Genomic DNA, 15,095 nt, shown 5'->3' on the forward strand with positions numbered 1-15,095 from the left:
GTACAACCATCGGCCGGGGGCGTACGTCTTCTGTTCGATGAGAATTCACCGGGAGCACGGGCACACCCCTGCCACCGGTGGAGCACTGCGTGGCAGGATCGTCCGCGACCGGCGGAGATCCAGCTGAACGACGGTCGGTCGATCGCACTCGGGAGGGCTTGTCCATGACGGTGGCGCACCACGAGGCCGGCGGTACCGGAACAGGCCCGGCGAGGCCCTGGCTGCGCGCGGCGCTGCGGTGCGGAGCGGTGCTCGCCGCCGCCGCACTCGCCGTGCCGGCCGCCACCCAGGCTGCCTACGCCGCGAAGCCCGACCCCTCCGCCCGGGCCGCCGCCGTCGCCGCCGCGGCCGATCGGCTGGCCCAGGCCAAGGCCACCCTGGGCCCGCTGCTGGACCAGCTGCATGAGCTGTACCAGAAGGCGGAGGAGGCCACCGAGAAGTACAACGACACCTCCGACCAGCTGAAGCAGCGCCAGACCGAGGCCGCCGACCTGGACCGCCGGGTCACCCGCAAGCAGGCCCAGGTGGACGCCGGCGTCGAACTCGCCGCCGAGCTGGCCCGCGCCCAGTACCGCAATGGCTCGCTCTCCGGCTACGCCCAACTGCTGCTCGCCCAGAGCCCGTACGAGGCGCTGGACCGAGGCCAGGCCCTCCAGCGGGCCGGTGACGCACAGGTCCTGCTGCTGGATGCGCTCAAGGCCGACCAGGCGGTGCTCACCGAGCTCAAGGCGCAGGCCGACGCCTCGCTGCGCACCGTGCAGCAGCTGATCCTGAAGCAGCTGGACGCCCGGGACGCCGTAAAGAAGCAGCTGGACGCGGTGGAGCAGACGGTCACCTCGCTCACCGGCGCCCAGCGCTCCCAGCTGGAGAAGCTGGAGAAGCAGGAGGCCGACGAGGCCCAGCTGACCTTCCTGGCCTCCGGGGTGCTCGGCAAGGGCGAGCGCGCCCCCTCCAAGGCCGGGCGCAAGGCGGTCGAGTACGCCTTCGGGCAGCTCGGCAAGCCGTATGTGTGGGGCGGCTCCGGCCCCGACGTCTTCGACTGCTCCGGGCTGACCTCGCAGGCATGGCTGCACGCCGGGCTACCCATCCCGCGCACCAGCCAGCAGCAGTGGGCCCAGCTGAAGCACCTTCCGCTGAGCCAGCTGCGCCCCGGCGACCTGGTGATCTACTTCAGCGGTGCCACCCATGTGGCGATGTACATAGGCAGCGGGCTGATCATCCAGTCGCCCCGGCCCGGAGCGTTCGTCAAGGTCTCGCCGATCGCCTCGATGCCGATCCTCGGCGCGGTGCGCCCGGACCCCTCGGCGGCGGGCGACGGCAACGACTGGAAGATGCCAGACGTCTCCGGCGAACTGGACACCGTCACGCCGATCCTGGGCTCGGACATCCACGACGGCGGCAAGCCCAAGCCGCACAAGCCCACGGTGCCGCCGAAGCCGCTCCCGACGGTGCGGCCGACGCGGCAGCCCGGGCCCTCGTCCCCGTCCGGCCCCTCCGGCTCGCCCTCCCCGTCGGCGACCTCGCCGGCCAATCCCTCGGCCGGGCCGACGGCTGGGCCCTCGGCGGGTCCCTCGGCCGGGCCGTCGGAGAGCGGAGGCGCCTCGCCGTCCGGCTCGCCGTCGTCGGAGCCCTCCGCCTCCTCTCCGGAGTCGGAGTGGGCCGCCCCGGTCGAGTCCGCCTCGGTGTCGGCCGGTCCGTCGGACTTCACCCTGCTGCCCGGCCTGCCCTCGCTGCTGGGCTGACCCCGCACAGCGCCGCCCCGGCCCGCCGTATGCGGGGGCCGGGGCGCCGTCGTGCTGTCCGAAGTAGCTGTTATCCGAAGTAGCTGTGGAAGTTCTTGGAGAACTCCCAGCCGGAGAAGCGGTCCCAGTTCACCGACCAGGTCATCAGGCCGCGCAGGTCCTGGTGGGTGCCGCCGCGCAGGGTGTACGAGCCGCAGCTGGCGCCCTTGGTGAGGCAGCTCAGCGCCTTGTTCACCTCGGCGGGGGCGACATAGCCGTTGCCGGCGTTCTGGTTGGCCGGCATGCCGATCGCCACCTGGGAGGGGGCGAGGGCCGGGAAGCGGTTGGCGGTGTTCCCGGCGACCGGGAAGCCGGAGAGCAGCATGTCGGTCATGGCGATGTGGAAGTCGGCGCCGCCCATGGAGTGGTACTGGTTGTCCAGGCCCATGATCGAGCCGGAGTTGTAGTCCTGGACGTGCAGCAGGGTCAGGTCGCCGCGCAGTGCGTAGATCACCGGCAGATAGGCACCGGCCCTCGGGTCCTGGCCGCCCCAGGGGCCCGAGCCGTAGTACTGGTAGCCGAGTTGGACGAAGAAGGTCTCCGGGGCCATGGTCAGCACAAAGCCGGAGCCGTACTTGGCCTTGAGGGTCTTCAGCGCCGAGATCAGATTGACGATCACCGGCGTGGTCGGGTTCTTGAAGTCGGTGTCACCGGTGTTGAGGGAGAGCGAGTGGCCCTCGAAGTCGATGTCGACCCCGTCCAGGCCCCACTTGTCGATGATCGCCGAGACCGAGGAGACAAAGGCGTCCCGGGCGGCGGTGGTGGTGAGCTGCACCTGGCCGTTGGCGCCGCCGATCGAGATCAGCACCTTCTTGCCCTTGGCCCGCTTGGCCTGGATGGCCGCCTTGAAGTCGGCGTCGGACTCCACGGAGGGGCACTCGGAGGCCGAGCAGCGGTTGAACCGGATGTCCCCGGAGGTGGCCGAGGTCGGCTCGCCGAAGGCCAGGTCGATGACGTCCCAGCTGTCGGGGACGTCGGCCATGCGGGTGTAGCCGGAGCCGTTGGCGAAGCTGGCGTGCAGATAGCCGACCAGGGCGTGGGTGGGCAGCCCGTTGGCGGGCGGCGGGGTGGTCGGCGGCTGGCTGGTGGGCGGCGGCGTGGTCGGCGGCGGCGTGGTGGGGGGCTGGCTGGTGGGCGGACGGCTGGTCGGGGGCTGGGTGGGCGCCCCGGGTCCGTCCAGGGAGACGTCGTCGGCGTAGTAGGTGCCCTGCCCGTACCAGCCGTGCAGATAGACCGTGGCGCTGGTCTGGCTCGCGCCGGTGGTGAAGGAGACCGAGAGCCTGCTGTACGACCCGCCGGTGGACGGCGTCCAGGTGCTGGTCCCGCCGTCCACCCCCAGGTAGACATAGGCCCCGTTGACATATGACGACAGCGTGTAGGTGGTGTTCGGCGCCACCGTCACCGTCTGGCTGCACTGGGCGGTGTCGCTCACCGTGGCCGCGCCGGCCAGCGCGTAAGTGCCGCTGTGGGCATGCCCGGTGACGACACTGCCGCCGGAGCAGTTCCAGCCGGAGAGGGTGCCGCTCTCGAAGCCGCCGTTGGTCAGGAACTCGCCCGCGTGGGCGGCGGGTGCGAGGCCGATGGTGGCGGCGACCGCCGCCGCGGCGGCGGTGGCCAGCGCGGTAGCGGCTGCGACGAGCGGGCGGGGTCGGGGGCGTGGTCTGCGCATCAGGCGGTGCTCCTGGATCGACACGGGCGTGAGGGGGGTGTCGGGGAGTGTCCCGGAAAGGACTAGACCACTGAACTAGGTAGGGACCAGCACTGTCAATGGAATGCGCAGCGATCTTCCGCCGGGGCCGCGCCATGGCCCCGGCGGCTCAAGGGAACTGAGTGACCGTCAGGCAGTGCCGCTGTCCGGCTCGAAGCGGATGACGACCGACTTGGAGGTGGGCGTGTTGCTGGTGTCGGCGGTGGAGTCCAGCGGCACCAGGACGTTGGTCTCCGGGTAGTACGCTGCCGCGCAGCCGCGCGCCGTGGGGTAGTGGACGACGCGGAAGTGCGGGGCGCGGCGCGGCACGCCGTCGCTCCACTCGCCGACCAGGTCGGTGTAGGCGCCGTCGGCCAGGCCCAGTTCGCGGGCGTCGTCGGGGTTGACCAGCACCACCCGGCGGCCGTCCTTGATCCCCCGGTAGCGGTCGTCCAGGCCGTAGACGGTGGTGTTGTACTGGTCGTGCGAGCGCAGGGTCTGGAGCAGCAGCCGACCCGGCGGGACCTCGGGGGCGGTGTGCGGGTTGACCGTGAAGTTGGCCTTCCCGGTGGCGGTGGGGAAGCTGCGGCTGTCACGCGGGGCGTGCGGCAGGGCGAACCCGCCGGGGGCGCGCACCCGGGTGTTGAAGTCCTCGAAGCCGGGCACCACCCGGGCTATCCGGTCGCGAATCAGGTCATACGACTCGGCGAAGTCCTCCCAGGGCACCGGGTTCTCCGGGCCCAGCACCCGCCGGGCCAGCCGGCAGACGATCGCCACCTCGGAGAGCAGCTGCGGGGACGGTGGCCGCAGTCCGCCGCGCGAGGCGTGCACCATGCCCATGGAGTCCTCCACGGTGACGAACTGCTTCCCCTTGGAGGTGCGGTCCAGGTCGGTGCGGCCCAGGGTGGGCAGGATCAGGGCGCGGGCGCCGGTGACCGCGTGCGAGCGGTTGAGCTTGGTGGAGACATGCACGGTGAGCCGGCAGCGGCGCATCGCCGCCTCGGTGGCGAGGGTGTCCGGGCTGGCCGCCACGAAGTTGCCGCCCATGGCGAAGAAGACCTTCACCCGGCCGTCCCGCATGGCGCGGATGGTGTCCACCGTGTCGTACCCGTGGTGGCGCGGCGGCGCAAAGCGGAACTCCCTGCCCAGCGCATCCAGAAACGTTTCGGCGGGCCGCTCGAAGATGCCCATGGTGCGGTCGCCCTGGACGTTGCTGTGCCCGCGCACCGGGCAGACCCCGGCGCCGGGGCGGCCCACATTGCCGCGCAGCAGCAGGAAGTTCACCACCTCGCGGATGGTGGGCACCGAGTGCTTGTGCTGGGTGAGGCCCATCGCCCAGCAGACGATCACCTTGCGGGAGCCCAGCACCAGCTCCGCCAGCTCGCGGATCTGCTGCTCCGGCAGGCCGGTCGCGGCCAGCACCGCGTCCCAGGAGGTGGCGGTGCGGGCGTCGGCCGCCCAGTCGTCGAAGCCGTGGCAGTGCCGGTCGATGAAGTCGCGGTCCAGTACGGCGCCCGGCTCCTTCTCCTCCGCCTCCAGCAGCAGCAGGTTGAGCGCTCGGAAGAGTGCCAGGTCGCCGCCGAGCCTGATCTGGAGGAAGAGGTCGGTCAGCCGGGTGCCGCCGCCGACCAGCCCGCGCGGGGTCTGCGGGTTCTTGAACCGCTCCAGCCCGGCCTCCGGCAGCGGGTTGACGCTGACGATCCGCGCCCCGGCCCGCTTGGCCCGCTCCAGGGCGGAGAGCATCCGGGGGTGGTTGGTGCCCGGGTTCTGCCCGGCGACGATGATCAGGTCGGCCTGGTGGAGGTCCTTGAGGCTGACGCTCCCCTTGCCCACGCCCAGCGTCTCCACCAGCGCCGAGCCGGACGACTCATGGCACATGTTGGAGCAGTCGGGCAGGTTGTTGGTGCCCAGTTGGCGGGCGAAGAGCTGGTAGAGGAAGGCTGCCTCGTTGCCGGTCCGGCCGGAGGTGTAGAAGGCGGCCTCATCGGGCGACCCGAGGGCGGCGAGCTCCTCCGCGACGATGTCGAAGGCCCGCTCCCAGCTCACCGGTACATACCGGTCGGTCTCCTGGTCCAGCAGCATCGGCTCGGTCAGGCGGCCCTGCTGGCCCAGCCAGTAGCCGGACCGCTCGGCCAGGTCCGCCACCGGGTGCGCGGCGAAGAACTCCCGGCCGATCCGGCGCTCGGTCGCCTCCTCGGCCACCGCCTTGGCGCCGTTCTCGCAGAACTCGGCGGTGTGCGGGTGGTCCGGGTCCGGCCAGGCGCAGCCGGGGCAGTCGAAGCCGTTCTGCTGGTTGACCTTGAGCAGGGTGGACAGCGTGCGGCGGGGGCCCATCTGGGCACCGGCCATCCGCAGCGAGTGCAGGACGGCTGGGACTCCGGCTGCCGCGTGGTGCGGGGGGTGCACCTCCGGTGCGTCCTGCGCCGGGTCGTCCTCGGGAGCCCGCCTGGCCATCCTCGCCCACCTCCGCTCGCCCGCCGGCGCGAACCACCTCGCCGCACCTGGCCCGCCCATCCTCGCACCCACCCCGCCCGGGGTCAGTGCCCGGCCGCGACCCGGCCGCCGCCCGGCGGGGGTTGGCCCGATGGGCGGGGGTCAGTGGTGGGTGGCCAGGGCGGGTGGGGGTGGGGTGGTGGGGTGGGGTTCGGCGAGGGCGCGGAGCAGGGCGCGGGCGGCGGAGTCGTTCTGCCGGAAGCCCGGGGAGTTGGTGCGGGGCCGGGCGAAGGCCGCGACGGCGCGGCCGTTGGTGTGGGCACCCAGCGCGATGCGGCGCGGGTGCGGACCCCCGGTGGTGGGGTCGTGGATGCGGCCGTCGGCCGGGGTGATGGTGAGCAGCCCGGAGCGGTGGGTGCGGGTGGCGTCCGCGATCACCTCCTCGACCAGCGCGCCGGACCGGTACAGCCCGTGCAGCAGCGGGTCGCGCGTTCGCTCCAGGGCGTGCCGGGGCAGATATGCCTCGATCAGCGCGGTGGCGGAAACCACGTGCCCGGGCAGGGAGCGGCTGGTGACCCGGAACACCCCGGCGGCCTCGTCGGCCGCCACCCTGATCCCGGCCCCGAGGAAGCGGACCACACCCGCCCGGGAGAGGGCGAGCAGTTCCCGCAGCCGGAAGCCGGGCGGCCCGGAGGCCAGGAAGCTGAAGAAGCCGAACCACCAGCCGTCCAGGTCCTCGGCGATCGAGCGGGCGGTGAGCCGGCCGGAGGCCAGGACCCGGGGCAGTTGCTGGAAGAGGGAGAGCAGGGCATGGAAGGCGCCCAGGTCGGCGCTGTACGCGGGGTCGGCGCGGCGGTCGGCATCGGCGGCGATGTAGGTGCGCAGCTGCTGCTGGAGGGCGTCGGGGGTGGTGAAGGCCAGGCCGTCCAGGGGGTGGTCCAGCGCCTCGAAGTCCAGCCGGTCGGCCGGGTCGGGTACGGCCGCCGCCAGCAGCGCCGCCAACTCGGGGGAGTACCAGCCGAGCCGGTCGTAGGCGGCGAGGAAGTCCGCCCAGGGCAGCGCGGTGCGCTCGGGGTGGGCGTGGAACAGCTCGTGGTAGTGGCCGAAGCCGATCTCCTTGGCCATCAGCGGCCACAGGTCGCGCCGCAGGTCCAGCGGTCCGTCGCCGGTCAGCAGGGTGTCCACGGCGGTGGCGTCGAAGTAGCGGGGGAGCGGGGCGGGCGGCCCCTGGAGGCGGTAGCCGGTCTTGGAGTGGTACGGGACGCCCCGCCGCGAGCCGACATGGATCACCGGCTCCCGGCCGGAGGGCAGATAGGCGAGGGTGCCGTCGGGGCCGGTGCGGTAGCGTCCGCCGCGCCCCTCGGTGAGCAGCACCATCAGGTCGATGAAGGCCAGTCCGAAGCCGCGCAGCACCAGGTGCTCGCCGGGCCGTACGGGGGTGAGGTCGGCGTCGGCGGAGAACTCCGGGGGCAGGTAGAAGCCGCCGTGCCGTTCGGCGAAGTCGGCCAGCTCCCGGTGCGGCCGGTCGGGGGCGGAGCCCAGGTGGCCGAGGGTGAGCGCCACCTGGTCGGCGGTGAGTTCGGCGCCGGAGGCGAGGCGGACCCGCTGCGGGCCGTCGGCCGGGCCGGTGACGGCGGTCGCGGTGTGGCGGTGCACGGTGACCGTGACGTTCGGCGGCAGGTCGGCGACCGCGCGGCGGAAGGCCCAGTCCAGGTAGGCGCTCTGGGCCCGGCGGGTGGGGAAGTCGGTCGGTGCCAGGTTGCGCAGTTCGGCGGCGACGGCCGGGTCGGCCGGCGGCGCGTACGGGGGGTGCGCGGCCGGGTCGGCGGCCCACTCGGCCAGCGACGGGCCGGGCCGCACCGGGCCGGTCAGCGTGGAGCGCTCGTCGGTGAACATGGTGACGTCCTCGGCCATGGAGTTCATCCGCAGCAGCGGCGACTGGTCGTGGCGCCAGATCCGGCCGCCGCCGGGCGGGTGCGGGTCCACCAGGTGGATGCGGAGCGGCCGGTCGGGCAGCAGCTCGGGGGCGTTGGCGGCGATCCGCTCCAGCAGCCCGGTGCCGCGCGGCCCGGCGCCGACCACCACCAGGGTCGCCTCCGGCAGCGGGCTCACCGCGCACCGCCGAGCGTCCGCAGCCGGTCGCGGAGCCGCTGCCAGGGGGTGGGCGGCAGGCCGTGGCCGGAGCCTCGGGCGTAGCGGCGCTCCAGGTGGTACTGGCCCACGGAGAGCACGGTGGTGACGGCGATGTACCAGAGGGTGGCCACCATCAGCAGGGGGATCACCTGATAGGTGCGGTTGTAGACCAGCTGCACCGAGTAGAGCAGGTCCTGCACGGCCAGCACGCTGACGATGCTGGTCCCCTTGAGGGTGCCGATCAGCATGTTGCCCGCTGTCGGCACGATGGACCGCATGGCCTGCGGGACGACGATCCGGCGCAGCACCCGTGAGCGGGAGAGGCCCAGCGCCTGCGCCGCCTCCACCTGGCCGTGCTCCACCGAGAGGATGCCGCCGCGGACCACCTCGGCTGCGTAGGCGGCCTCGTGCAGGGTGAGGCCGATGACGGCGGTGGCGGTGGCGCCCAGCAGATTGACGGTCCGGAAGGAGACCAGCTCCGGGCCGAAGGGGATGCCGAAGCCCAGCGTCGGGTAGAGCGCCCCGATGTTGAACCAGAAGAGCAGCTGCACCAGGATCGGCGTGGAGCGGAAGATCCACACATAGCCCCAGCCGAGCGTGCGCAGCACCGGGTTGGCGGAGAGCCGGGCCACCGCGAGCAGGGTGCCCAGCAGAAAGCCCAGCACCATCACGGCGGCGGTCAGCCAGAGGGTGAGCAGCAGGCCGTCGAGTACGGCGGTGGTGGTGAAGTAGCGGCCCACCACGTCCCACTGGAACGCCTGGTTGCGCACCACCGAGTGCAGCACCATGGCGAGCACCAGCAGCGCGGCGGCTGCGGCGAGCAGCCGGCCGGGGTGGCGGCGGGGGACGATGCGGGGTTCGGGCTCCGGCGGCTGCTTGGGTGCCGTCAGAGCCGTGGCGGCGGTGGTGGCGGTGGGGGCGGTGGGGGCCGTGGGGGCTGCCGCTGGAGCGGCGGATACGACTTCGGGCGACGTGGCCATCGAGGGCTCTCCGGGGAGGGATGCGCGGGCGGATGAGCGCGCCCCTGCCACGGGGCGGTGGTGCCATCACGCGCGCCGCGTCCCTCAACGCGGCCGGACCGGTCGCCACCGGTCCGCGTCGATCGTACGCACGGTGGTCGCACGGGTGTCAAGGGAAGGCCACCGGGCGGACGGCGGTTGACGAACCGAAGGGTCCACTGCTCAACTGATGGGGTGAATTCCGAGCAGCGCCTGGTCACCCGCGACCACATCGACTTCGGTCGAGTGTGGTCCGCCGCGTGTCGCGCCTGACTCGGCAGCGGGCCGTCTGACCGGCCCCTTCTCCCTCCCTCGGTGACCCCGTCGCGGGCCGAGTCCCCCGCCGTACCCCCCGCCTGCTGACGTTGGCCCGGTACGGCTCCGAGGCGCACGCTGCCGTCGCACCCCCCGCCTGTACCTGACGTGCCATCACCTCAGCGCCCACGCATCCCTGCACGCCCCCGTACGCCCCCGTACCGCCACGCCTGCCGCCATGCCTGCCGCCATGCCCCGCGCCGAGGCCCGCTTCGGCGTACCCGCAGCCGGCCCGCACCCCATCCGAGAGGCCCCCCATGCCCGTGGAGTTCCTGGGTATCGCCGCCACCAACGACGGATCGGAGACCAGCCCCCGCTCCGGCGCCGCCTTCGACAAGGAGTACACGCTCAGACTCGCCCGCGCCCACGAGGACCACGGCTGGGACCGCGTGCTCTTCGCCTACGGCTCCGGCTCACCCGACCCGGCGCCCGCCGCCGCCTTTGTCGCCGCCCGGCTGGACCGGCTGCACCTGCTGCTGGCCCACCGGCCCAATGTCTCCGCCCCGACCTACGCCGCCAAGACCTTCGCCACCCTGGACCGGATCTCCGACGGGCGGCTCACCGTCCACTTCATCACCGGCGGCAACGACCACGAGCAGGGCCGCGAGGGCGACTTCCTCACCAAGGACGAGCGCTACGCCCGCACCCGCGAGTACATCGGCATCGTCAAGCGGATCTGGACCAGCCATGAGCCCTTCGACCACGAGGGCGAGCACTACCGGTTCAAGGACTTCGTCAGCGAGGTCTTCCCGGTGCAGCAACCGCGCCCGGGCGTCTCCTTCGGCGGCTCCTCCCCGGCGGCGTACGCGGCAGGCGGAGCCGAGGCCGACATCTACTGCCTCTGGGGCGAGCCGCTGGCCGAGACCGCCGAGCAGATCGAGCGGGTGAAGGCCGCCGCGGCGGCGGCCGGCCGCGCAGAACCGCCGCGCATCCAGGTCGCCTTCCGGCCGATCATCGCGCCCACCGAGGAGCTGGCCTGGGAGAAGGCCCATCGCACGGTGGACGCCATCCACGCCCGCAGGGCCGGGGGCGACCTGGTCCGCCCCCGCCGCAACCCGGGCACCCCGCCCGAGAACACCGGGTCCCAGCGGCTGATCGCCATCGCCGAGCGCGGCGAACGCTACGACCGGGCCCTGTGGACCTCCACCGCCGCCGCCACCGGCGGCTCGGGCAACTCCAACGCCCTGGTCGGCACCCCCGAGACGGTCGCCCAGGCGCTGCTGGACTACTACGACCTCGGTGTGGAGATCATCTCCGCCCGTGGCTACGACCTGCTGGGCGACGCGATCGACTTCGGCCGCCAGGTCATCCCGATCGTCCGCGAGGAGGTCGCCAAGCGCGACGCCGCCAAGGTCGACGCCGCCAAGCGTGACGCCGCCGAGGCCCGCGCGCAGCGCGCGGCGGTCTCCGCATGACCTCCGTCGCCCGGCCCGGCGGGCTGCTGGTCGTCCGGGTCGGCGTGGACGACCCCCGGGTCGAACCGCTGCTCACCGAGCTGGCACACGAGTACCAGTCCCGCTACGGCGCCGGTGCCCGGGGCGAGCTGACGCGCTATCCGGCGGCCGAGTTCGCCCCGCCGTACGGCGCGCTGCTGCTGCTCCTGGAGGACGGTGCGGCGGTCGCGGGCGGGGCCTTCCGCCGCTACCACGAGCCCGGTACCGCCGAACTGAAGCGGATCTGGACGCACTCCGCCCACCGGCGGCGCGGTCTGGCCCGGCGGGTCGTCGCCGAACTGGAGCGGGAGGCCGCCCGGCGCGGCTACCGCCGGGTCTTCCTGACCACCGGGCCGCGCCAGCCCGAGGCGCGCGGCCTCTACCTGGCCACCGGCTACACGCCCCTGTTCGACCTGGCGGCCGACCCGGAGACCATCGGCCCGCTCCCCTTCGAGAAGCACCTCGGCCACAGCCACCCCGACCAGCCCGGAAAGGCCCCGACCGGATGAACGCGCCGCCTGCCCGCAGACCCCGACCCCGGCCCCGGCCCCGACCTCGACTCCGCCTCCGGCTGGCGGCCTTGGCCACGCTGGTCCCGCTGCTGGTCCCGCTGCTGGCGCTCACCGCGTGCGGCTCCGACGGGCCCACCGCCGCCGCCCCGGCCGCGCCGAGCGCCTCCGAGGACCTGGTCTCCGGGATACCCAAGGTCGACGCCATCGCCGCGCTGCTCCCGGCCGAGGTACGGAAGTCCGGCGTCCTGCGGGTCGGCAGCTCGGTCGGCAGCAGCCCGCCGAGCGCCTACTACGCGGACGCCGCGCAGAAGAAGGTGGTCGGCCAGGACATCGACTTCACCGATGCCGTCGCCAAGGTCCTCGGCCTGCGGATCGAGCGGCAGGAGGCGGCCTTCGAGGCGATCCTCCCCGCCCTCGGCTCCGGCAAGTACGACCTGGGCACCGGCAACTTCGGGGTCACCGACGAGCGGCTGCGGAGCATCGACTTCGTCACCTATATCGACGACGGCCAGGGGTTCGCGGTGCGGACCGGCAACACCTCGGTCGGCAAGGTCACCGACCTGGTGCAGCTCTGCGGGCTGACGGTGGGCACCGGCGCCGGCACCACCTTCGAAGCCACCCTCGACGCCAAGAAGGACGTCTGCGCCAAGGCCGGTCGCAAGCCCTACCAGGTCAAGGTCTTCTCCGACCAGGCGGCCATCCTCACCGGCCTCCAGCAGGGCCGCTTCGACGTGCTGATGTCGACCATCAACGGGCTGCGCTACCAGGCGGCGCAGCCTGAGGCCGAGGTGACCTTCCTGGGCGAGTTCCACCGGCTCGACGTGGGGTTCGCCTTTGCCAAGGGGTCGCCGCTGACCAGGGCTTTCCAGGGTGCCGTCAACCAGTTGATCAAGGACGGGACGTACACCCGCATCCTGCGCAAGTGGGGCACCACCGACTCCGCGATCACCGAGTCCCGGATCAACCCGCCGGAGCACCCATGACCAGCCAAGGCGTCTCCACCGCACCGGCCTTGCCCGACCAGGCCGAACGCGCTTCGGACCACGCGGACCTCGCCGGGCTGACCGTGGTGCCCGCCCGCCACCCCTGGCGCTGGGTGGCCGCCGCAGCCGTACTGGTGGTGGTCGCCCAGTTCCTGCACGGCCTGGCCACCAACCCCGGCTGGGACTGGGGCACCTTCAGCCGCTTCGCCACCGCCGACACCGTGCTCAGGGCGGTCGGGGTGACCCTCCAACTCACCGTCTACGGCACGGTGCTGGGCTTCGCCCTCGGCGTGCTGCTGGCCTTTATGCGCCTGTCGCGCAACCCCGTGCTCCAGACGGTCGCCTGGGTCTACATCTGGGCGTTCCGCTCCATCCCGCTGATTGTGCAACTGCTCTTCTGGTTCAACCTGTCGTATCTCTACCGGAGGCTCGGCCTCGGCATCCCCTTCGGGCCGGTGCTGTGGTCCTTCGACACCATGGGCCTGGTCGGCGCGCTGGGCGCGGCCGTCATCGGGCTGGCGCTGCACCAGGCCGCGTACGCCGCCGAGATCGTCCGGGCCGGGGCCCTCTCCGTCGACCACGGGCAGCTGGAGGCCGCCGCCGCCCTCGGCATCCCCCGGCTGCGGCAGATCCGCCGGATCGTGCTGCCGCAGGCGATGCGGGCCATCCTGCCCAACGCCGCCAACGAGGTGATCTCGCTCTTCAAGGGGACCTCGATCGTCTCGGTGATGGCGATCGGCGAACTCTTCTACCAGGTCCAGGTGGTCTACGGCCGCAATGGGCGGGTGGTGCCGCTGCTGATGGTCGCCACCGTCTGGTACATCCTGCTCACCACGCTGCTCTCGATCGCCCAGTACTACGTGGAGCGGTACTACGCCCGGGGCGCCGACCGCACCCCGCCGCCCACCCCGCTGGAGCGCGCCCGGCGCACCCTCCGCGCCCTGCGTACTGCCGCCACCAGCACCTCCACCCCTGGAGCGACCCCATGACCGACGTGATGGTGGACGTACGCGGCGTCCACAAGAGCTACGGCCAGCTGGAGGTGCTGCGCGGGGTGGACCTCCAGGTCCGCACCGGCGAGGTCACCGTGATCCTCGGCCCCTCCGGCTCCGGGAAGTCGACCCTGCTGCGCAGCATCAACCACCTGGAGAAGGTCAACCGAGGCTGGATCAGCATCGACGGCGAACTGATCGGCTACCGCCGGTCGGGGAACCGGCTCCATGAGCTGAAGGAGCGGGAGGTCCTGCGGCAGCGCACCCACATCGGGTACGTCTTCCAGAACTTCAACCTCTTTCCGCACCTCACCGTGCTGGAGAACCTGATCGAGGCCCCGGTCCACGCCCTGCGCCGCCCCCGCCGGGAGGCGGTCGCCGCCGCCGAGCGGCTGCTCGCCCGGGTGGGCCTCGCCGACCGGGCGGCGTCGTACCCCCGGCAGCTCTCCGGCGGCCAGCAGCAGCGGGTGGCCATCGCCCGCGCCCTCGCCCTGGAACCCAAGGTGCTGCTCTTCGACGAACCCACCTCCGCGCTCGACCCCGAACTGGTCGGCGAGGTACTGGACGTGATCAAGGACCTGGCCCGCTCCGGCACCACCATGATCGTCGTCACCCATGAGATCGGCTTCGCCCGCGAGGTCGCCGACACCGTGGTCTTCATGGACGACGGCGTCGTGGTGGAGCAGGGCCCGCCCTCCGCCGTACTGGACGAACCCCGGCACGAGCGGACCCGCGCCTTCCTCTCCAAAGTCCTCTGAAGTCCTCCGGCCCCCGCCGATCCCTCCGGCCCCCGCAGCCCCCGTAGCCCCCGCCGACCGCCGATCAGGAGTACAGCCATGCCCGCACCGCTCGCCCGCCCCACCGCCGCCGCCTCGCTCGGCCTCGCCGCCGCCCTGCTGACGGCCGCCTGCGGCAGCTCCGCCGGCGGCGCCTCGGCCGATGTCGCGCCCAAGGCCCGCAAGGTGGCCGGCACCACCATCAACCTCGGCCCGGAGCAGCACCGCGTCTCCACCCCCGAGGTGGCCTCCATCGCCGCCCTCGTCCCGGAGCCGATCCGCCGCAGAGGCACCCTGGAGGTGGTCGACTCGGCCGGTTCCGCGCCGCCGCTCAACTTCTACGCCACCGACGACCGGACCGTCATCGGCGTCGAGACCGACATCGCCCACCTGGTCGCCGACGTCCTCGGCCTGAAGGTGCACGAGAACACCGGCACCTGGGAGCAGATCTTCGTCGGCCTGGACAGCGGCCGGTACGACATCGGCTTCAGCAACATCACCGTCACCGAGGAGCGCAAGGAGAAGTACGACTTCGCCACCTACCGGCTGGACAACATCGCCTTCGAGACCCGGAAGGGCAGTGGGCTGAAGTTCAGCGGGCCCAAGGATGTCGCGGGCCGGACCATCGGCGTCTCCTCCGGCACCAACCAGGAGAAGCTGCTGGTCGAGTGGAGCGAGCAGGACGTACACAACGGCCTCAAGCCGGTGGACATCACCTACTACCCGAAGGCCACCGACTACTACCTGCCGCTGAACTCCGGCCGCATCGACGCCTGGCTCGGCCCCAACCCGAGCATCGCCTACCACGTGGCCGCCGCCGGCGAGACCGAGATCGCCGGCACCTTCTCGGGTGGCGGCGCCTCCGTACAGGGCAAGATCGCCGCCACCGTGCGGAAGGACAACGGGCTGGTCGAGCCGGTCCACGCGGCACTCCAGACGGTGATCGACAACGGCAGCTACGCCCAGGTGCTCAAGCGCTGGGGCCTCTCCGGCGAAGCCGTCACCACCTCCGAGATCAACCCGCCCGGCCTGCCCAAGACCAACCAGTAGAG

At 72.6% G+C, this 15,095-nt stretch carries 11 protein-coding genes; 7 read left to right on the forward strand and 4 right to left on the reverse strand.

Annotation, left to right across the window (positions count from 1 at the left end; all coding sequences use genetic code 11):
- The first annotated feature begins 164 nt into the window (after nucleotides 1–164).
- Nucleotides 165–1,742: a C40 family peptidase gene (locus C7M71_RS20510; RefSeq protein WP_111493117.1), complete on the forward strand. Its 1,578-nt coding sequence runs from the start codon at nucleotides 165–167 to the stop codon at nucleotides 1,740–1,742.
- 70 nt (nucleotides 1,743–1,812) lie between these two features.
- Here the strand turns inward: C7M71_RS20510 and C7M71_RS20515 are convergent, their stop codons facing one another.
- From C7M71_RS20515 to C7M71_RS20530, 4 genes are all read right to left on the reverse strand, one after another.
- Complete coding sequence (locus tag C7M71_RS20515; RefSeq protein ID WP_111493118.1) at nucleotides 1,813–3,450, reverse strand: chitinase; 1,638 nt, start codon at nucleotides 3,448–3,450, stop codon at nucleotides 1,813–1,815.
- Between the two features lie 168 nt (nucleotides 3,451–3,618).
- Nucleotides 3,619–5,922, reverse strand: coding sequence for an FdhF/YdeP family oxidoreductase (locus C7M71_RS20520; protein WP_111493119.1), 2,304 nt, complete (start codon nucleotides 5,920–5,922; stop codon nucleotides 3,619–3,621).
- Between the two features lie 141 nt (nucleotides 5,923–6,063).
- Nucleotides 6,064–8,013, reverse strand: coding sequence for an FAD/NAD(P)-binding protein (locus C7M71_RS20525; RefSeq protein ID WP_114914460.1), 1,950 nt, complete (start codon nucleotides 8,011–8,013; stop codon nucleotides 6,064–6,066).
- Nucleotides 8,010–9,014 (reverse strand): amino acid ABC transporter permease, encoded by a 1,005-nt coding sequence (locus C7M71_RS20530; RefSeq protein WP_111494259.1) that lies wholly within the window; start codon nucleotides 9,012–9,014, stop codon nucleotides 8,010–8,012. The genes C7M71_RS20525 and C7M71_RS20530 overlap by 4 nt, the downstream gene beginning before the upstream one ends.
- A gap of 590 nt (nucleotides 9,015–9,604) precedes the next feature.
- Between C7M71_RS20530 and C7M71_RS20535 the strand changes: the two genes are divergently transcribed.
- The 6 genes from C7M71_RS20535 (at nucleotide 9,605) to C7M71_RS20560 (ending at nucleotide 15,093) form a co-directional block, all read left to right on the forward strand.
- Entirely contained in the window at nucleotides 9,605–10,762 is a 1,158-nt protein-coding gene (locus C7M71_RS20535; RefSeq protein ID WP_111494257.1) for an LLM class flavin-dependent oxidoreductase, read from the forward strand.
- Nucleotides 10,759–11,289: a GNAT family N-acetyltransferase gene (locus C7M71_RS20540; RefSeq protein ID WP_111494255.1), complete on the forward strand. Its 531-nt coding sequence runs from the start codon at nucleotides 10,759–10,761 to the stop codon at nucleotides 11,287–11,289. Before C7M71_RS20535 ends, C7M71_RS20540 begins: the two co-directional genes overlap by 4 nt.
- Nucleotides 11,286–12,275, forward strand: coding sequence for an ABC transporter substrate-binding protein (locus C7M71_RS20545; protein ID WP_111494253.1), 990 nt, complete (start codon nucleotides 11,286–11,288; stop codon nucleotides 12,273–12,275). The genes C7M71_RS20540 and C7M71_RS20545 overlap by 4 nt, the downstream gene beginning before the upstream one ends.
- Nucleotides 12,272–13,264, forward strand: coding sequence for an amino acid ABC transporter permease (locus C7M71_RS20550; protein ID WP_111494251.1), 993 nt, complete (start codon nucleotides 12,272–12,274; stop codon nucleotides 13,262–13,264). Before C7M71_RS20545 ends, C7M71_RS20550 begins: the two co-directional genes overlap by 4 nt.
- Before the next feature lie 8 nt (nucleotides 13,265–13,272).
- Entirely contained in the window at nucleotides 13,273–14,025 is a 753-nt protein-coding gene (locus tag C7M71_RS20555; RefSeq protein ID WP_175607808.1) for an amino acid ABC transporter ATP-binding protein, read from the forward strand.
- A 78-nt stretch (nucleotides 14,026–14,103) separates the two neighbouring features.
- The gene (locus C7M71_RS20560; RefSeq protein WP_111494209.1) at nucleotides 14,104–15,093 is read left to right on the forward strand and encodes an ABC transporter substrate-binding protein; all 990 of its coding nucleotides are present in this window, start codon (nucleotides 14,104–14,106) and stop codon (nucleotides 15,091–15,093) included.
- The last annotated feature ends 2 nt before the right edge of the window (nucleotides 15,094–15,095 follow it).

The sequence above is a fragment of the Peterkaempfera bronchialis genome (genome assembly GCF_003258605.2).
GTDB classification, from domain to species: Bacteria; Actinomycetota; Actinomycetes; order Streptomycetales; family Streptomycetaceae; genus Peterkaempfera; species Peterkaempfera bronchialis.